This is a genomic window from Janthinobacterium sp. UMAB-56 (assembly GCF_900095265.1).
Taxonomy (GTDB): Bacteria; Pseudomonadota; Gammaproteobacteria; order Burkholderiales; family Burkholderiaceae_D; genus Janthinobacterium.
Window position 1 is genome coordinate 1 of the sequence record NZ_LT607657.1, and the last position, 18362, is coordinate 18362.

Consider the following 18362-nt stretch of genomic DNA (forward strand, 5'->3'; position numbering starts at 1 on the left):
CCGATCAACCGCATCATCACCATCGACCGCCACGGCACGCGCGCTGGCATCTTGCAGGTGCGCTCGTGAGCGCCCTCGGCACGCTGGCGGGCGCCGCCGTCAGCGGCATCTGGAAAGCGGCCGCTGTCGTCCTGGCCGCCGCGCTGTTACTGGTGGCCAGCTCCGCCGGCACCGGATGGTGGCTGGCCGCCGGCGACCGTGACGCCGCGCGCGCAGCGCTGGTGCAGGAGCAGGGCGTCAGCGCGCAGCTGCGCAGCTCGATCACCGAGCAGAACCGCGCCATCGATGGCATGGCCAAGGCAACCCTGGCGGCGCAGGAGCGCGGTGCAGCGGCGCAGGCGGCCGCCGCTGCCAAGGGCAAGAAGTATGACGCTGCCCTGGCGCAGATCGCGGGCGCGCGCGCCAATACCTGCGACGAAGCTATGCCGGCCGTCAGGCTGCTGCTGGAGGGCGTGCGTTGAATCCGAAAATCGTCAACTTGACCAAATTGGCAAGTTCGGCCATCGCCATGCTGCTGGCCGGCTGCGGCAGCACACCGCTGGCGCCGCAGCGGGTCGAAGTTCCCGTCTTTACACCATGTGTAAAGTCGGTACCGCAGCGGCCGGCCTACGAGTTCGACCAGCTGGCACCAGCGGCAACGGATGGCGAAATCGTCCTGGCGCTGGCACGGGACTGGCCACGCGGCCGAAAGTATGAAGTGGAACTGGAGGCAGTAATTGCGGGGTGCATTCTGCCAGATGAAAAAGCAGAGCGCTGATTGTCGCTGCACCAACAGCAACAATCAGCCTCGGCCCGCTGGCCAGGCCAGTGAACCAAGTAGGCTCGTGCTACCTCGGGGAGGTAATTCGACTCTAACATTAGGAGGTTCACATTTTGGCTTTTCCCATCATCCCCTGGATCGGCGGCAAACGACGCCTGGCCGACCGCATCATCCCACAATTTCCACCGCACACTTGCTACGTCGAGGTCTTCGCCGGCGGCGCCGCGCTGTACTTCATGCGGCCGCCGGCCGAGGTCGAGGTGCTGAACGACGTCAACGGTGAACTGATCAACCTGTATCGTGTTGTGAAATGCCACTTGGAGGAATTCGTACGCCAGTTCAAGTGGGCGCTGTCGAGCCGCGAGGTGTTCAAGTGGCTGCAGGACACGCCGCCGCATACCCTGACGGACCTGCAGCGCGCGGCACGTTTCTTCTACCTGCAGCAGCACGCTTTCGGCGGCAAGGTCGACGGGCAGAGCTGGGGCACGGCGACGACAGCGCCGCCGCTCAATTTGCTGCGCATCGAGGAGAACTTGTCGGCCGCGCACCTGCGCCTCTCTGGCGCTTACATCGAGAACCTTGACTGGTACAAGTGCATGGAACGTTATGACCGGCCGCATACTCTGTTTTACCTGGACCCGCCTTATTGGGAGACGGCCGGCTACGGTGTGGAGTTTGAATTCGCTCAGTACGAGAAGATGGCCGAACTGATGGCCAGGCTGAAGGGCAAGGCCATCTTGAGCCTGAATGACCACCCGGACATCCGGCGGGTGTTTGCCGGCTTCCAGATGGATACAACCGGCATCCAGTACAGTGTGGGTGGTGGCGGGAGGGCGGTAGAGCGCAAGGAGTTGATTATTTACAGCTGGGATAGGGAGGCTGAGCCGGCCGGGCTATTCTAAGGAGTTCGGCACGCGGGCGCCAGCGCTCTTGGACTGCGGGATCGTCCTGGCGTTGGCGCGGGATTGGCCGCGAGGGCGGAAATATGAGGGCGAACTGGAGGCGGTTGTGGCAGGGTGCAGATAGTTTCCTACACTGCTGCCACGTGTATGGCCGTCACGCTGGCTACGACAGGGACCGAGTTGCAGTAGTTCGACCATACCTGCATCAGCAAAATACGTTTCTCCAACAGGTCGCCTCGGCGATACGCGGCCTCGACCTTATCCGGCAAGCTGTGCGCCAGCGCATGCTCGCACACCTCGCGCGGGAACGAGTTCGCAACCGATTCCGAGCACCAGTCGCGGAACGTCGACCGGAAGCCGTGCACGGTGATATCGTTCCGATCCATCCTGCGCAGCACTGCCGTCAGGCTCATATCAGATAGCGGCGTGGCCCTTTTACTCCCAGGGAAAACATGCTTTTCCACGCGTGGCATTTGCTTGAGCAACGCCACCGCCTCGGCCGACAGCGGAATTCGGTGTTCTCGACCGGCCTTCATCCGGACGGCCGGGATTGTCCACAGCGCGCAGTCCAAGTCGATTTCCCCCCATACCGCGCCTCGGACCTCGCCCGACCTGGCCGCAGTCAGGATCGCAAATTCCACGGCGCGCGCCGACATGCCGTCGCGCTGACGAAGCTCTTTCATGAATCCGCCCACATCCTGCCACGGCAGGGCAGGGTGGTGCTTCACCCTCCCAAGCTTGCCGGGATCCGCCAACAGGTTATCCAGGTGGCCGCGCCATCTTGCCGGATTTTCGCCCACGCGGTACTTGCTGACGGTCGCCCAGTCCAGAATGCTCTCGATACGGCCGCGCAACCTGGTGGCCGTCTCCGTCTTTTCCTGCCAGATGGGGCTCAGCACCTTGACGACCAGGCCGGTGTCGACGGCGGCCACGGGCAAGTCCCCGATAAAGGGCGCGGCGTAGGTCGCCAGCGTGTTTTCCCACTGCTCCGCGTGCTTGACGTTTTTCCAGCTGCCACGGTGCGCGGCGATGTAGGCGCTTGCGCATTGGTTGAACGTGATTGCCCGAGCCCGATCCAGCGCATCGGTCAGCTTGTCGGCAGCACGCGTTTCCAGTGGGTCTTTCCCTTCCAGCAGCAGCGCCCGGCAATCCCGCGCCTTGCCACGCGCCTCGGCCAGGGTTACAGTGTGCACGGCGCCAAGGCCCATCTCGCGCTGCTTGCGCTCGCGCGTATAGCGGAAGATCCAGCTCTTGGTGCCTGTCTTCGATACCTGCAAGTACAGGCCTGCGCCATCGCCAAAATACCCAGGCGTTTTTGCCCGACTCACTGTCAATGCCGTCAATTTCTCAACCGTCCGCGCCATCTCCTACCCCCATTCCTACCCACACATAGAGCGCGGATTTTACCGTACTCAAGCGACATCAAGCGGACTAATTGGCAAAAATAACGCATAAATTCAAGGGCGTAGAGGCATCAAGCGACGTTTTGCGAACATCACTTTGGCGGACACCGTCTCCGCCAGAATCAAACAAAAAAGCCTCCCCTGCGGGAGGCTTTTTTGTTTGTCTGGACGGCACGGCGGGATTCGAAGACGGAGCGCCCTAAGGGGCGCGAGGCTATTCGAATCGTCGGATTGCCGTGCCACGCGCGGCACCGTTGGCCGCAAAGCGGCCAACGCCGTCTCCTCACTTCAGGCACTGGTGGCAAGCTCCCCCTCCGGCCTCCCCGTAAGTCAGAAATCCCAAAATACCAAAAGTGACTTAGTGTGATTATCGAATCTTTGTCATTATGGATAACAGCAATGTTACTGATAAAAACTACGCATGCCCAGCCATGCTTCCATCGCCGAATCCAGCCCTCGCATACCCCTCGCGCGCACGCGCACATACAAATAATAATGATTCTCATTTATAATGCGAGCAATGGGGTCACGATGGGCTTGCGCCATGGCACCACGGTCGGTGAAGGAGGGCATGATGGGCAATGGGTATGGCAACGAAGACGTGATCGCGCATGAGCATCGCGTGCTGATGGGGGAATATGGGCGGGCGCAGGCGCGCTGCAGTGCGCAGCTGGCTGCGCAGGCGGCCCGCATCGCGCAGCTGGAGTCGGAATTGATGCGCGCGCGGGCGCAGGTCGTGATCGGCGATACGCAGCTGGCGCTGGCGCGCGAAGACCTGGCCGAACTGGCTGCCAGCATACCGGGCTTGCCGACGCGTGCCAGGCTGGCGCGCAAGGTCGAATGGCTCGGTGAGCGCGTGCAGGACCTCATGCGCGAGTTGCTGCGCCTGCAGTGGCTGTCCGCGCCTTCCGTCGTGCGCTTGCCCACTCTGCAGGCCGACGTGCGCGAAAAAGCCGTGCTGTATGTCGGCAGTTATCTGGACCAGGATGCGGGACAGCAGGCCTCCGGCACCAACGTGGCGCAGCAAGCCATCGAGCAGGCAGGCGGGCGCTTCCTGCATCACGCGGGTGGCGACGATGGCGCCGACGATGTGGTCGCGCTGGAAGCGGGGCTGTTGGCGGCCGACCTGGTGATTTGCCAGACGGGCTGCGTCAGCCACGATGCCTACTGGCGCGTGCACGACCACTGCAAGCGCACGGGCAAACAGTGCGTGCTGGTGGACCAGCCGCAAGCCATGCATTTCGTGCGCAAGGAGGCGCTGGCCGGCTGACTTTCGCGCCGCTTAACGCATGCTTAATCCGCCTGCGGCAGAATGACCGTCCATTCGACGTTATAGAAAGCACGCATGCTGTCCCTGCAAATCGGCCCCCTGGCCCTGCCCACGGGCATGGTCCTGCTGTTCGTGTCCCTGTGCGTCGCCTACGGCGTGGCGGGCTGGCTGCGGCGCTACCGCCAGTTGCCGGACGCCGGCCCCCTGGTTTCCGACATGCTGATCGCCGGCTTGCTGGCGGCGCGCCTGGCGTTCGTGTTGCGCTGGCATGAGCAGTATTTCAGCGCCCCCTTGGCTGCGCCCTGGTCCATCATGAATATCCGCGACGGAGGTTTCCTGGCACCGGCCGGCATCGCTGCCGCACTGGCCATCGCTGCGTGGCGTTGCCGGCGCGCCGCCATGGCGGTGATGCGCCGTCCGCTGGCCATCAGCGTGGCGTCCGGCGCGCTGGCCTGGGTCGTGTTGAGCGCAGGGATCTTGCTGGCCTACGACAAGCCGACGGCCTTGCCGGCCGTGACGCTGCAGGCGGTCGATGGCGCGCCCGTGACCCTGGCGGCGCTGGCCGGCGGCAAGCCCATGGTGGTGAACCTGTGGGCCAGTTGGTGCCCGCCATGCCGGCGCGAGATGCCCGTGCTGGCGGCGGCGCAGCAGGCGCGCAACGATATCGTCTTCGTGTATGCAAACCAGCGCGAGGATGCGACGACAGCCAGCGCTTTCCTGGACAGGAGCGGCGTGACCCTGCGTAACGTGGTGCTCGACCGCGAGGCGGCGCTGGGCAAGGCGGCCGGTTCCTCGGCGCTGCCCACCACCCTGTTTTATGACGCGCAGGGGCGACTGATCGACACTCACCTGGGCGAACTGTCCGACGCCTCGTTGGCCAGCAAGCTGCAAAAGATCGCGTCGGCGCCCTGATGCAGTAATACACAGTTATACCTTGCCTTGGCCGCGATGGTTTCTGATAGTATACCCCCCTATAGTATTTATCGGGATGGAATCATGGGACACACGGCACACAACAAGACCAAGCTGCTTAATCGCGTGAAGCGCATCCGCGGCCAGGTGGAAGGCCTGGAGCGGGGCCTGGAAGAGGGCCGCGACTGCGGCGAAGTGCTGCAACTGATTGCGGCCGTGCGCGGCGCCGTGAATGGCCTGATGGCCGAAGTGATCGAAGAGCACTTGCGCGAGCACGTGGCCAGTCCCGATATCTCCGGCGACGAGCGGGCCAGGGGTGCCGACGACATCGCGGGCATCCTGCGCACCTACCTCAAATAAGGAGACGGTCATGCAAACGCAATCCCTCAGCGAAGACCTGTCCGCCTGGCAGCACGACCACGTTTTTGACAGCAGCAATGGCAAGGCGGAACGCCGCGCGCGCATCGTCATGTGGATCACCCTGGCCACTATGGTGCTGGAAATCGTCGCCGGCTGGTGGTACAACTCCATGGCCCTGCTGGCCGATGGCTGGCATATGAGTTCGCACGCGCTGGCCATCGGCCTGGCCGCGTTTGCGTATGCGGCGGCGCGCCGTTATGCGCGCGACCCGCGTTTTGCCTTCGGCACCTGGAAGATCGAAGTGTTGGCCGGCTACTCCAGCGCTATCCTGCTGCTGGGCGTTGCCGCGCTGATGGTGGTGGCCTCGGTCGAACGCCTGTTCTCGCCGCAGGCTATCCACTATCCCCAGGCGATGGCGGTGGCGGCCTTCGGCCTGTTGGTGAACCTGCTGTGCGCGCTGATCCTCGGCGGGCACCATGACCATGGTCACGACCATCATGACCACCACGGTCACCACGACCACCACGGTCACCACGACCACCATGGCCATGGCGAAGACCTGAACATGAAGGCCGCCTACATCCACGTGCTGGCCGACGCCGCCACGTCCGTGCTGGCCATCGTTGCGCTGGGCGGTGCCTGGATGTATGGCTGGCGCTGGCTCGATCCCGTGATGGGCATCATCGGTGCCGTTCTGGTGGCGCTGTGGGCGAAAAAGCTGATGCAGGAGACGGGCAAGGTCTTGCTGGACCGCGAGATGGATCACCCCGTGGTGGACGAAATCCGCGCGGCGGTGGAAGTCGAAGACGCTGGCGATACGCCGCGCATCGTCGACCTGCACGTGTGGCGAGTCGGCAAGCAGCTGTACTCGTGCGCCTTGTCCGTCGTCAGCCGCGACGCCGGCCTGACGGCGGCCCAGCTGCGCGCGCGCATCGGCATCCACGAGGAAATTGTCCACAGCACCATCGAGATTATTCGCCGTCCTTGACAATGATGGCGAAAAAAGCGCGCTGATGCGAGGCGTAGGCAGTATACTGTCGGCTTTTACAGCACGCGCTGTTCACCAGACAGAGAAGAAAATGAGCACATTACCACCATGCCCGCAATGCAAATCCGAATTCACGTACGAAGACGGCAGCCAGTTGATCTGCCCTGAATGCGCGCATGAATGGTCGGCCACGGCTGGCGAAGCGGCGGAAGAGGGCGCCAAGGTGTACCGCGATTCGGCCGGCAATATCCTGCAGGACGGCGACACGGTCAGCGTCATCAAGGACTTGAAATTGAAGGGCGGCGGCGGTGTCGTCAAGATGGGCACCAAGGTCAAGAACATCCGCCTGGTCGATAGCGACCATGATATCGACTGCAAGATCGACGGCTTCGGTTCCATGAGCCTGAAGACGGAATTCGTCAAGAAGGTATAACGCTTTTACCTGTCCTACGGCGCGCCGGCTTGATTCCTGCGCGCCGTTTTTTTTACTCTGACGCCATGCAAATCGATCATCTCCGCCAGCGCCTGCGCGCCCTGGGCGCCAAGCCCCTGCACGAACAGCGCGTGCTGCGCGACTGGATACAGGGGCAGCCGCACGACCAGGGCCGGCGCCGCGCCGAAGACTTTTTGCCGCTGCCCGTGCGCGTGGCCCTGCCTGCGCTCGACCTCGAATTGCAGGGCATGCTGAAACTGCTGAGTACCCATCCGGGTGCGGACGGTTCTGCGCGCCTGCTGGTGGGGCTGCACGATGGCCAGACGGTGGAAAGCGTGCTGCTGCCACGCGATGGCTTGTGCGTGTCCAGCCAGGTCGGTTGCGCCGTCGGCTGCCAGTTCTGCATGACGGGCCGCGACGGCTTGATCCGGCAAGTCACCAGCGGCGAAATCGTCGCGCAGGTGGTACTGGCGCGCACCTTGCGCCCCGTGAAAAAAGTCGTCTTCATGGGCATGGGCGAACCGGCGCACAATCTGAGCAATGTGATGGAGGCCATCGAGCTGCTGGGCACCGAGGGCAATATCGGCCACAAGAACCTCGTGTTTTCCACCGTGGGCGACCCGCGCGCCTTCGAGCGCCTGCCGCAAGGGAGAGTCAAACCGGCGCTGGCGCTGTCGCTGCACACGACCAAGGCGGAACTGCGCGCACAGCTGCTGCCGCGCGCGCCCAAGCTGTCGCCGCGCGAACTGGTGGACTTCGGCGAGTCGTATGCGCGCCTGACCGGCTACCCGGTGCAGTACCAGTGGACCTTGATGGAGGGCGTCAACGATGGCGAGGACGAGATGGACGGCATCGTCGCGCTCTTGCAGGGCAAGTACGCCGTGCTCAACATGATCCCGTATAACACCATCGACGACTTGCCGTTCAAGCGCCCCAGCTGGGAAAAGGCGCGCGCCATTGCCGCCGCCCTGCACGCGCGCGGCGTGCTGACCAAGCTGCGCGATTCGGCGGGACAGGACGTGGAGGGCGGCTGCGGGCAGTTGCGGGCGCGTGCAGCGAAGGGCAGGAAAGTGATCGAGATACACGCAGCGTAGAACCGGGGTCAGACCCCCGAATACGTTGGCACTGAGCTTGACGCTAACAGTGTTGAGGGTCTGACCCCAGCCTTTGCCTTGGGGTTAAACGCCACCCAGCAAATCGTTGTCATTCAAGATCGCATACGCAATCTCGGGATGCGCGGCCAGGCAGCGCCGCACGGCGGCGGGGATGGCGGCGCGCGTCTTGCGGCACAGGCCGGGCCGCTCCAGCAGGCGGATCTGGAAGCCGCGCACGCTGCGTACTTCGCCACCGCCCGGTGCAATCTGCAATTCCACGCCCAGATTGCTCTTTAACAGTAACTGCAGCTTCTGCAACTGCGCATAGCTGGCAATGCCCTCGATGTGCGCCAGCAAGCGCTTTTCTTCCGTCAGGTTCAGGCGCAGGATGGCAAGGTCCGCCTGCGCATCGTCGAGCAGGCGCCCGCGTTCGCAGTCGCACAACTGCGGCGGACACTCCTTGCGGACTTCAAAGTCGACGATACGCATGCTGGTGTTCCAATGACGTTCGAATGGCGATCCCGGGTAAATCAAGTATCGTCCGCCACCTGGCGCATGTCAATCAGCGCGGGCTGACGATCAGGCGCCAGCGTATCGGCCCCTGCTCGCTGCTGTGCTGATGGTGGTTTTGCGGCGGCATGACGTGGCCTTCCGTCGACACGATCTCGTGCGCGCAGCCGTCGCAGCGGTAGATGCCGGAATACGGCACGGCTTCGCCGGGCGAGGTCAGTTCATCGAAACGTGGGTGCATGGAGCGGGCCACGTAACTGGGATTTTTGTAGTCGGCCATGGTGTCCTCGGGATGTGGGCAAACCCCATTTTGGCACACAATCGCGCGCGGCCTTGACCGCGTGTCTTGGCGCGCGTGCCGTCCTGTGTTGTAATGTTGACCATCCATATTGAGCACGCAAGGCCATGAGAACCCGCATCAAGATCTGCTGCATCGCTTCCATCGACGAAGCGCAACTGGCCATTGCCGCCGGCGCCGACGCGCTGGGCCTGGTGGCCGCCATGCCGTCCGGCCCCGGCCCGATTCCCGACGCGCGCATCGCGCAGATCGCCGCCTGGACGCCGCCGCCCGTGGCCACCTTCCTGCTGACGTCAGAAACGACGGCGCCAGCCATTGCGGAACACGTGCGCGCCACGCAGCCGTCCACCGTGCAGATCGTCGGTCATATCGACCCCGCCGAAGTGGCGCAGCTGGCGCGCTTGCTGCCGCAGGTGCGGCGCGTGCAGGTGATCCACGTGGAAGGACCCGAGGCTTTGGCGCTGATCCCCGCCTACGCGCCGCATGTACATGCGTTCCTGCTCGATTCGGGCCGCCCTGGCGCCCTGGTGCCGGAACTGGGTGGCACGGGCCGCACGCACGACTGGTCCGTCAGCGCGCGCTTCGTGCGCGCCAGCCCCCGTCCCGTCTTCCTGGCCGGTGGGCTGGACGACAGCAACGTGGCCGATGCGCTGCGCCAGGTGCGCCCCTACGGCATCGATCTGTGCTCGCGCGTGCGCACCGACGGCAAGCTCGATGTGATGAAGCTGGCCTTGCTGATGGCGGCCGTGCGCGACGTGGATGCGGCGCTGTATGCGGAAGGTTAAGCGGGCGTTGCCAGCGCGTTCATCTCGCGCACGAACGCTTGCGTAAATGCGGCCACCATGGCGCTGGCCGCGCGTGGCGAGATCAGGCCCAGTTCGGCACGGCCTTCCTCGATATCGGCGGCCTGGTTTTCCGACGATCCCTTTGATATATCCAGCGAGACGCCGGGGAACTGCGCCAGCAGCCGGTTCAGCACGGCGCCGATGGCGGGCGTGAGGGTGACGGAACTCGAATGCAGCAGGCGGATGATGCCTCGCGCGCCTTGTCCCACGTGGCGCGTCTGGCGCACGGTTTCCTCGATGTCGTCGAGGATGCGCCTGGCCCGTTCATAAAAGACCTGTCCCGCTGGCGTCAGCCCGATATGGCGCGCGTCGCGCGTGAGCAGGCGGGCTTGCCCCTCGCTTTCCAGCTCCTTGATCTGCCGGCTCAGGGCCGACTGCGCGATATACAGTTTTTTCGCCGCGCGTGAATAGCTGCCCGCATCGACGACTTCGATACAATAGCGGAACTGTCGGAGGGAAATCAATCGTATGCCTTTTCGAGATCGGAGATTGCCTGATTTGATATTGGCCTGGCCCCGGCGTTCGCGCTACAGTGGTCGGCTCTGCTGTCACTGCGAAGGAAAGACCATGCTGGAATTGATCGGGGTGCTGGGATTGCTCGTCAGTATTATCGTAAAACTGATTTTCGTCCAAATGGGTGCAAAGACCGACGGCAAGGAGGATTAATATGCGAGGGTCGCTACATACGGCGCCGCCAAGCACAAAGCTTGCAGGCGGCAAGCTGGCGCCGCACCGTCCCACTCCGCCAACTGCCTGCCTGCGCGCTTGAGCGCCGCCTCGCGTGCCGTCCACGCCTGCGCCAGGGCCAAAGGACGCTGTGCATCGGGTTGGGCGGCCAGGTCCTCGGCCACCTGCGGCCCCAGATAATCGCGCGCCAGACCGAACCAGTCGGGAATGTCCTGTATCCGCATCAGGTCGATACCGACGGGGCCATGCAGGTGGATGGCGGCCAGCGACAGTCCCTCATCATGGCTGAACGACAGGCCTGCCGTGCGGCCGGCCAGCAGCAAGCAGGGAGGGGCGCCCGGTGTCGATGCCACCGAGATCGCCCCGATGTCCATCTCCTGCCAGTGTGCGACGGCTACGCGCATGGCGGCGCGGATGCGCAGGCGCGCCTCGGCGCGCGGCAGCACGGCGGCGACGCCGATCACCAGCACGCCGTCCTCCGACCAGAGCAGCGTCGCCTCCATCAGCTGCGATCAGTTACGCAAAGGCGCCGCAGGACATCCCGCCCAGTTGCTGCCGGCGGGGATGTGCTCGCCTTTCATCACCAGAGTCAAGGGCCCCAGGCGGGCATTGTCGCCCACCTTGGCGCTATACAGCACGGAGCTGCGCGGGCCCATGTAGACGCGCTGGCCAATCTCCACGTGGTCGATCTTCATCACCCGGTCTTCGAACAAATGCGTCTGCGGGCAGGTCAGCGCGTTCAATTCGCTGTAGTCGCCGATGTGCACGCAGTCAAATTCCGTGATGTCGGTGGTGTCCATGTAGACGCCGCGGCCGATCTTGCAGCCGAACAGGCGGAAGGCCAGCGGCAGCCACGGCGTGCCGCGCAGGTAGCGCATGAAGTTGGGCACGGCGATGCCTTCGTACAGGTTGGTCACGCCTTCCGAAATCCACACGAAGGGCGTCCACATGGGCGCCGCGTGCTTGCGGTAGCGTCCCAGCAGCAGCCACTTGAACGCTAGCACCACCAGGAAATTGCCGATGCCGTAGGCGATGCCGGCAATGGCCAGGTCGCCCACCACTTCGCCCCAGCGCCCGGCGCCCGCGATCGGCATCACGTCCAGCACCAGCGTGTAGCCGACGGCGATCACCACCGCATGCGGTGCGACGATGCGGAAGGCTTCGATCAGGCTGCGGCCCAGGCGGCGCAGCAGTGACGGCTGGAACGTCAGGTGCTCGGCAAAGCCGCTGACCTGTTCGCGCGCGGGCAAATGCATGGGCGGGGAGCCCAGCCAGGTATCGCCACTGTGCATCTGCTCATTGCGCGGTGCATGCGTATGCACGCCGATCAGCACGTGCTCGGGCAGCACGGTGCCGTCCGGGATATAGCTGCCGTTGCCGACGAAGCTGCGGTGCGAGATGACGGTGGGGCGCATGGTCATCCAGCCGCCATCGATTTGCTCGTCGCCCAGCATGACGGCGTCGGCGATGAAGGTGTCGTCGCCCAGGGTCAGCATGTCGGGCACCACGCCCAGCGCCGTGGAAATCTCGGCGCCCTTGCCGACCTTGGCGCCCAGCAGGCGGTACCAGTAAGGGGCGTACACGGTGGCGTAAATGCCATGCAACACGTTCAGGCTCGATTCCTGAATATGGCTGACCAGCCATTTGGCGCAATAGATATTGCTGTGCACGGGCGAGCTGCCCGGCTTCAAGCGGGGCAGCGCGCCCCAGCGGATGGCGGCCGACAGCAGGGCCGTCAGCACGATCAGCACGGCGCTGGCGGGGAAGGCCAGCAGGAAGTAGCGGGCCAGCTGCGTCGTCACGTCGCGGCCCTGCAGCCATGGCATCATCTCGCGCTCGTCGAACCAGTCGATCAGCACGAAGCTGGGGAAGACGGGCATGAAGAACAGCACGGCGATCAAGACCATGCCGAAGCAAAAGAACAGGGTTTCGCCCGTCAGGCGCAGGCGCGAGACGGCGGGGCGTGGCGCTTGGCTGGCCGGGTCGTAGGGGCCGATGTCGCGCGCGGGCGAACCGGTCCAGACCCTGCCCGCCGGCACCGAGATGCCATCGGCCAGCGCCGACTGTCCCTCCAGGTGACCAAACGGGCCTACGCTGGTATTGCCTTCCAAAATCGCGTAAGAGCTGATGCAGGCATCGTCGCCGATGCTGATCTGCCCCAGCAGCAAACGGCCCCGTTCGACCCGGGCGTTTTCAAAGTTGACGGCATTGCCCACGCTGACGTTGTCGCCGATGGACAGCAAGTCGGGCGCGCGCAGGGTCATCGAGCCGATGACCACTTCCTTGCCCACTTTGGCGCCCAGCGCGCGCAGCCACCAGCTGTTCAGGGACGAGCCGCTGAGCAGGTAGGCGGGTGCCGATTCGATCAGGCGGTCGGCCAGCCACCAGCGGTAATAGGTGAGGCCCCACAGCGGATAGCTGCCCGGCTTCAAACGCCCGGCGATCAGCCACTTGCCGCCAATGGCGATGGCAAATTCGGCCAGCGTCGCCAGCAGGAACACGCCGATGGAAGCGGCGATGGCGCGCGGCACGGTGTCTCCCGAGTCGCCCGTGAAGAAGTGATAGGTGAAGAAGGGCGCCATCCATTGCGCCATGCGCAGGGTGACGAGGCCCGGCACGGCCGCCGCCTGCGCCGCGCCGCATATCCAGCGCTTCAGGGTGGATGGCGGTGTCCATTGCGCTTCCGGTGTGGCCAGCGCAGGCGCTTCGTTCAGCACGGCGGCGATCTTGCCGATCTGCCGGTTCTGGTAAATGTCGCGTACCGTCATGTGGGCGTAAGCCGGATCGGCGCGCAGGGCGGACGCCAGGCGCGCGGCCAGGAAGGAATGGCCACCGAGGTCGCTGAAAAAGTCCAGCTGACGCAAGATGGCCTGGCCGGGGAACAGCTTGGCCAGCGCCGCGAACAGGGCCGCTTCGGCCGGCGTTTCTGGTACGTCCGATTCACCCGCCTCGCCCGCCGGTGGCGCCGACAGCGGCATGGCTTTCAAGGCCTTGCGGTCGATCTTGCCGGAAGTGAGGCGCGGCATCAGCGGCAGCAATTCGAAGCGGCCCGGCACCATATACGGCGGCAAGTGCAGGTTCAGGGCCGCGCGCAGGTTTTTTGCCGCCAGCGCACCGTCGCTCGCCTCGTCTTTGCTCGCCTCGTCGTTGCCGACGATGTAAGCGACCAGCTGGTCGATGCCATCATCCTTGCGCAGCAAGACGGCTACGGTGCCCACGCCTGCCTGCTGCGCCAGCACGGCTTCGATTTCGCCCAGCTCCACGCGGAAGCCGCGTATTTTTACCTGATCGTCGGCGCGCCCCAGGCACAGCACCTGGCCGTCGGCATCGATGCGGGCCAGGTCGCCCGTGCGGTACAGGCGCGCATCGTCGGGCCCCGTGCTCCAGGGATTGGGCAGGAATTTTTCCAGCGTCAGGTCGGGCCGGCCCAGGTAACCGTCGGCCAGGCCGGGGCCGATGATGCACAGCTCCCCCGTTTCGCCGCGCGCCAGCAGGCTCAAGGGACGGTTTTCACCCGGCTCGGCCACTTGCAGCACCAGCAAGCCGTAGTTGGGCAGCGGCGTGCCGATGGTGACGGGGACTCCCGGCCGCAGGCGCGCCAGGCTGCACGACACGGTCGCCTCCGTGGGCCCATAGGTGTTGAACATGGCGCGGCCAGGGCGCGACCAGCGCTCGACCAGGGACTCCGGGCACATTTCGCCACCCAGGTTGATCAGGCGCAGGCTCGGTACTTCCTCGGCGAACAGGGCCAGCAAGGTCGGCACTGCGTGGAGAACGGTGACCTTGTTTGCGGCCAAGGCGCGCGGCAGGGCTTCCGGGTCGCCCGAAATATCCTTGGGCCCCAGCCACAGCGTGGCGCCCACCAGGTAGGCGATCCAGATTTCCTCGAACGACATGTCGAAGGCGACGGAAAAGCCCTGGTAGACGGTGTCGTCCTGCGTTACTTCCAGCACGGCGTTTTCGCTACGCAGGAAGTGGCAGATGCTGCGCTGATTGATCAATATGCCCTTGGGCTTGCCCGTCGAGCCGGAGGTGTAGATGACATACGCCGGGTGTTCGGGCAATACGCTGCCGCGCGCGTGCAGCACTTCGCACAGCGCAGCGGGGGCCAGCAGGCTTTCCGCCGTCCACACGGGACGCGCCACGCCGGCCTGCGCCAGGCGTGGCGCGAACTGCGCGCAGCTGACGACGCCAACACCGTTGGCATCATCCAGGCACACTTGCAGGCGCTCGACGGGCGTGTCTTCATCGACGGGCAGCCAGGCGGCGCCCGCCTTGGCGATGGCCGCCTGCATCAGCAGCAGAGGGGCGCCGCGCGGCAACCACAGGCCCACGATGTCGCCAGGCTTGACGCCGGCCGCCACCAGGCGCGACGCGGCCAGTCCCGCCAGCGCATCGAGTTCGGCATACGTGATGCGGCGCTCGCCATCGACCAGCGCGATCTGCTGCGGGCAGCGGCGTGCCGTCGCCTCGATCAGGTCGGCCAGCACTTCCTCGCGCAGCATATCCGGTCGCGGCGGGCCGTACAGGATGTCGGCGTGGGAGGAAGGGGGGGCTGGGCTGACTGCGGTGAAATCGTTCATGGATGACGCTTATCTGTAATGCGATGTGAGGAATCTGCTGTGCTGCGCGTGGTGCGCAGCACAGTTGATACATTACAGTACGCAAGGCATTTCAGCGTTGCAGAACGGGGAATTTTGCAAGGCTTTGAGAAATTATCTGCTTGTCGGCTCAACTGCCATGATGACGGAATGTAAAACGGGGAAACATGCCACCGATTTGCGCCAAAGTGTGCACCGCCGGATAGCCGTGCAGCAGGCGGCCGGACAGCGTCGCGTCAAGGCAGCCTTCGGCACGGAACTGTTGCAGCACGTAGTTATCGACGCCTTTGGCGGCCAGGGTGGCGGCCAGGGCCAGCAACTGTTCGTCCGGCAGCAGGTCCGGGTGGGTGGTGGTGCGGCATTCGTAAGCGACGCCGCTGGCGAGGATGGCGTCCAGGCAGGCGCGCGCCGGGTCGCCGCTGCCTGCCACGCGGGTCACATGACGATAGTCGGCAAACGGCGCCTTGATGTCGAAACCCACCCAGTCGACCAGGGGCAGCACTTCCTGCAGGCGCTGCGGATAGATGCAGGCCGTATGCAGGCCGATGCCGAAACCCAGCGCCCTGACGTCTTGCATGGCGCGCCCCAGCGCCGGGTCCATGCACGCTTCGCCGCCGCTGAAGACGACGGCGTCGACCAGGCCCACGCGGCGGCGCAGCCAGGTCAGGACGTCGCGCCAGGGCATAGCGCCTTCCGGCGTGCGCGCCTGCAGATGGGGATTGTGGCAATAGCCGCAACGCCAGGGGCAGCCCTGCACGAACACTACGGCCGCCAGCTTGCCCGGGTAGTCGGTGGCGGAAAAGGGCGTCAGGCCGCCCACTTTCAAATCAGCCGCCATGGCAGGCGGGCTGGCCAAGCCGGGCGCTCGCTTGCGTAAAATACTGGCGCTCGTGGAATTCGCCCTGCTTGCCGATGTTGAACGAGGCGACGGGGCGGTGATAGCCCATCACGCGGGTCCAGATTTCGCAGCGCTGGCGTTCGGTGTCGAGCAGGGTGATGGCGGGAGTGAAGTCGGGACGTGCGTTCATGGCGTTTCCTGAAGTGTTGGAACAGGGTGGGCCTGCTTGCGGGCGATCAGTTCCGCGTCGCAGGTGGGACAGAATTCATGTTTGCCGGCCAGGTAGCCGTGGCGCGGGCAGATGGAAAAGGTGGGCGTGACGGTGATATAGGGCAGAGAAAAGCGGTTCAGGGCGCGTTTTACCAGCTCGCGGCAGGCGTTGGCGTCCGACAGCGCTTCCGTCATGTACAGGTGCAGCACCGTGCCGCCCGTGTACTTGCGCTGCAGCGCATCCTGCAATTCCAGTGCTTCGAACGGGTCGTCCGTGTGGCCGACGGGCAGCTGCGACGAGTTCGTGTAATACGGATTGTCGGGCGTGCCCGCCTGCATGATGGCGGGGTAGCGCTTGCGGTCTTCGCGGGCGAAGCGATAGGTGGTGCCCTCGGCCGGTGTGGCTTCCAGGTTGTACATATGTCCTGTCTCTTCCTGGAATTGCAGCATGCGCGCACGCACGTGGTCGAGCAGACGTATGGCCAGCGCATGGCCTTCCGGCGCCGTGATGTCGTAGGCGTCGCCGCTAAAGTTGCGGATCATCTCGTTGATGCCGTTGACGCCCAGGGTGGAAAAGTGATTGCGCAGGGTGCCCAGGTAGCGCTTCGTGTAGGGGAACAGGCCTTGCTGCATCAGTTCCTCGATGGTGCGGCGCTTGATTTCCAGGCTGCTCTTGCCCAGTTCCAGCAGGCGGTCCAGGTCCGCCATCAATGCCTGCTCGTCGCCGCGCCACAGATGGCCCAGGCGCGCGCAATTGATGGTGACCACGCCCAGGGAACCCGTTTGCTCGGCGGAACCGAACAGGCCGTTGCCGCGCTTGAGCAGTTCGCGCAAGTCCAGTTGCAACCGGCAGCACATGGAGCGGATCATGTTCGGCTTGAGTTCCGAATTGATGAAGTTCTGGAAATAGGGCAGGCCATAGCGGGCCGTCATCTCGAACAGGCGTTCCGCATTCTCGCTATGCCAGTCGAAGTCCTCGGTGATGTTATAGGTCGGAATGGGGAAGGTGAATACGCGGCCCTTGGCATCCCCTGCCATCATGATCTCGATGTAGGCGCGGTTAATCATATCCATCTCGGCTTGCAGCTCGCCATAGCAGAAGTTCATCTCCTGGCCGGCGATGACGGGAATCTGCTCGCGCAGGTCATCGGGGCAGACCCAGTCGAAGGTGAGGTTGGTGAACGGCGTCTGCGTGCCCCAGCGCGATGGCACGTTGAGGTTGAAGATCAGCTCCTGCATGGTCTGGCGCACGTCGTCGTAACGCAGGCTGTCCTTGCGGATGTAGGGCGCCATGTAAGTGTCGAAGGAGCTGAATGCCTGCGCGCCGGCCCACTCGTTTTGCAGGGTGCCGAGAAAATTGACGATCTGGCCGATGGCGCTTGACATGTGCCTGGGTGGACCGGACTCGATCTTGCCCGGCACGCCATTCAAGCCTTCGTGCAGCAGGGTGCGCAGCGACCAGCCGGCGCAATAGCCGGCCAGCATGTCGAGGTCGTGGATGTGCAGCGCCGCTTCGCGGTGCGCCGCGCCCACTTCCGGCGGATACACCTGGTCCAGCCAGTAGTTGGCGATGACCTTGCCCGATACGTTGAGTATCAGGCCGCCCAGCGAGTAACCCTGGTTGGCGTTGGCGTTGACACGCCAGTCGCGCCGCTCAAGGTATTCATTGATGGACGCGGCGACGTCGACCTGGCCGCGCGTGGGTGGAACTGCATTCGTCGTCATGTAACCTCCAATAAACACAACATGCGGTGTTTTCATGGAGGTTAAGGACTAAATGTAGTGACGTCAAAGGGCGCATGCACTTGCGTGACGAATCCTTGATGCAGGTGAAAAAGCGCTCCCTGTTTACTTTTTCAGGCCTCCCTGGCGCAGGAGGAAGCAGCTCAGGGCGAAATGCGCGGCGCCGCAGACGGCGATGCTGATGACGGAGGCGGGCAGCACGTGGGCCCAGATTTCCTGCGGCGAATAGGTGCTCCAGCTGGCCACGCGCGCGTCGAACGTGACGTAGTTCGCCAGCAGCCAGTAGATGGCCAGCAGGCCCGTGCTGATGGCGGCCTGGCGCATCGCGGGCATGGCGCGGCGGGCGAAGACGGCTTGCAGGAACAGCAGCAGCACGCCCGGATACGCGCCCAGCACCTCGGGCGACAGCATGGACAGCGCCTCATCGACATAGCCGTCGGCGGGTGCGGCCCACTGCACTTGCAGCACGGTGAGAAACAGGGTCAGCAGGAAGAGCAGCAGCGGTTTG

The 18362-nt window shown here is 64.4% G+C and carries 20 protein-coding genes; 10 read left to right on the top strand and 10 right to left on the bottom strand.

What is annotated here, in order from left to right; genetic code table 11:
- Positions 1-65: 65 nt before the first annotated feature.
- The 3 genes from K0F85_RS14085 (at position 66) to K0F85_RS14095 (ending at position 1662) form a co-directional block, all read left to right on the top strand.
- Positions 66-461 (top strand): hypothetical protein, encoded by a 396-nt coding sequence (locus K0F85_RS14085; RefSeq protein WP_219116636.1) that lies wholly within the window; start codon positions 66-68, stop codon positions 459-461.
- Positions 458-757 carry a hypothetical protein gene (locus K0F85_RS14090; RefSeq protein WP_257572774.1) on the top strand — a complete coding sequence of 100 codons (300 nt, stop codon included), beginning with the start codon at positions 458-460 and terminating at the stop codon, positions 755-757. The genes K0F85_RS14085 and K0F85_RS14090 overlap by 4 nt, the downstream gene beginning before the upstream one ends.
- 116 nt (positions 758-873) lie before the next feature.
- Positions 874-1662: a DNA adenine methylase gene (locus K0F85_RS14095; protein ID WP_219116637.1), complete on the top strand. Its 789-nt coding sequence runs from the start codon at positions 874-876 to the stop codon at positions 1660-1662.
- 128 nt (positions 1663-1790) lie between these two features.
- Here the strand turns inward: K0F85_RS14095 and K0F85_RS14100 are convergent, their stop codons facing one another.
- The gene (locus K0F85_RS14100; protein ID WP_219116638.1) at positions 1791-3026 is read right to left on the bottom strand and encodes a site-specific integrase; all 1236 of its coding nucleotides are present in this window, start codon (positions 3024-3026) and stop codon (positions 1791-1793) included.
- A 583-nt stretch (positions 3027-3609) separates the two neighbouring features.
- On the opposite strand from K0F85_RS14100, the gene K0F85_RS14105 reads away from it, so the two are divergent.
- The 6 genes from K0F85_RS14105 to K0F85_RS14130 all read left to right on the top strand — a co-directional run bounded on the left by K0F85_RS14105 (position 3610) and on the right by K0F85_RS14130 (position 8122).
- The gene (locus tag K0F85_RS14105; RefSeq protein WP_306984712.1) at positions 3610-4335 is read left to right on the top strand and encodes a DUF2325 domain-containing protein; all 726 of its coding nucleotides are present in this window, start codon (positions 3610-3612) and stop codon (positions 4333-4335) included.
- 75 nt (positions 4336-4410) lie between these two features.
- Positions 4411-5247, top strand: coding sequence for a TlpA disulfide reductase family protein (locus K0F85_RS14110; protein WP_219116639.1), 837 nt, complete (start codon positions 4411-4413; stop codon positions 5245-5247).
- Between the two features lie 84 nt (positions 5248-5331).
- Positions 5332-5607: a metal/formaldehyde-sensitive transcriptional repressor gene (locus K0F85_RS14115; protein WP_034784058.1), complete on the top strand. Its 276-nt coding sequence runs from the start codon at positions 5332-5334 to the stop codon at positions 5605-5607.
- Between the two features lie 10 nt (positions 5608-5617).
- The gene (dmeF, locus tag K0F85_RS14120; protein WP_219116640.1) at positions 5618-6595 is read left to right on the top strand and encodes a CDF family Co(II)/Ni(II) efflux transporter DmeF; all 978 of its coding nucleotides are present in this window, start codon (positions 5618-5620) and stop codon (positions 6593-6595) included.
- Positions 6596-6686: 91 nt separating this feature from the next.
- A complete protein-coding gene (locus tag K0F85_RS14125; protein WP_096234803.1) occupies positions 6687-7028 on the top strand; it encodes a zinc ribbon domain-containing protein YjdM in 342 nt (113 codons plus the stop codon).
- 65 nt (positions 7029-7093) lie between these two features.
- On the top strand, positions 7094-8122 hold the full coding sequence (locus K0F85_RS14130; protein ID WP_219116641.1) for an RNA methyltransferase: 1029 nt from the start codon (positions 7094-7096) through the stop codon (positions 8120-8122).
- Between the two features lie 84 nt (positions 8123-8206).
- Here K0F85_RS14130 and K0F85_RS14135 read toward each other — a convergent pair whose 3' ends face one another.
- Entirely contained in the window at positions 8207-8611 is a 405-nt protein-coding gene (locus K0F85_RS14135) for a hypothetical protein (protein WP_219116642.1), read from the bottom strand.
- A gap of 73 nt (positions 8612-8684) precedes the next feature.
- Entirely contained in the window at positions 8685-8912 is a 228-nt protein-coding gene (locus K0F85_RS14140; protein WP_077402374.1) for a hypothetical protein, read from the bottom strand.
- Positions 8913-9037: 125 nt separating this feature from the next.
- Here K0F85_RS14140 and K0F85_RS14145 point away from each other — a divergent pair, with 125 nt between their 5' ends.
- The gene (locus K0F85_RS14145; RefSeq protein WP_219116643.1) at positions 9038-9715 is read left to right on the top strand and encodes a phosphoribosylanthranilate isomerase; all 678 of its coding nucleotides are present in this window, start codon (positions 9038-9040) and stop codon (positions 9713-9715) included.
- On the opposite strand, the gene K0F85_RS14150 is transcribed toward K0F85_RS14145, so the two are convergent.
- The 7 genes from K0F85_RS14150 to K0F85_RS14180 all read right to left on the bottom strand — a co-directional run.
- Positions 9712-10239, bottom strand: coding sequence for a LysR family transcriptional regulator (locus K0F85_RS14150; protein WP_219116644.1), 528 nt, complete (start codon positions 10237-10239; stop codon positions 9712-9714). The genes K0F85_RS14145 and K0F85_RS14150 overlap by 4 nt on opposite strands.
- Positions 10240-10437: 198 nt before the next feature.
- A complete protein-coding gene (locus K0F85_RS14155) occupies positions 10438-10965 on the bottom strand; it encodes a 4'-phosphopantetheinyl transferase superfamily protein (protein ID WP_219116645.1) in 528 nt (175 codons plus the stop codon).
- Between the two features lie 9 nt (positions 10966-10974).
- Positions 10975-15045 carry a Pls/PosA family non-ribosomal peptide synthetase gene (locus K0F85_RS14160; protein WP_219116646.1) on the bottom strand — a complete coding sequence of 1357 codons (4071 nt, stop codon included), beginning with the start codon at positions 15043-15045 and terminating at the stop codon, positions 10975-10977.
- A 148-nt stretch (positions 15046-15193) separates the two neighbouring features.
- The gene (locus K0F85_RS14165; RefSeq protein ID WP_219116647.1) at positions 15194-15901 is read right to left on the bottom strand and encodes an anaerobic ribonucleoside-triphosphate reductase activating protein; all 708 of its coding nucleotides are present in this window, start codon (positions 15899-15901) and stop codon (positions 15194-15196) included.
- The gene (gene nrdD / locus K0F85_RS14170) at positions 15891-16091 is read right to left on the bottom strand and encodes an anaerobic ribonucleoside-triphosphate reductase (protein ID WP_102120923.1); all 201 of its coding nucleotides are present in this window, start codon (positions 16089-16091) and stop codon (positions 15891-15893) included. Before nrdD ends, K0F85_RS14165 begins: the two co-directional genes overlap by 11 nt.
- The gene (locus tag K0F85_RS14175) at positions 16088-17836 is read right to left on the bottom strand and encodes a ribonucleoside triphosphate reductase (RefSeq protein ID WP_219116648.1); all 1749 of its coding nucleotides are present in this window, start codon (positions 17834-17836) and stop codon (positions 16088-16090) included. Before K0F85_RS14175 ends, nrdD begins: the two co-directional genes overlap by 4 nt.
- A gap of 123 nt (positions 17837-17959) precedes the next feature.
- Positions 17960-18362: hypothetical protein (locus K0F85_RS14180; RefSeq protein ID WP_219116649.1), on the bottom strand; the 403-nt coding region annotated here is incomplete at its 5' end.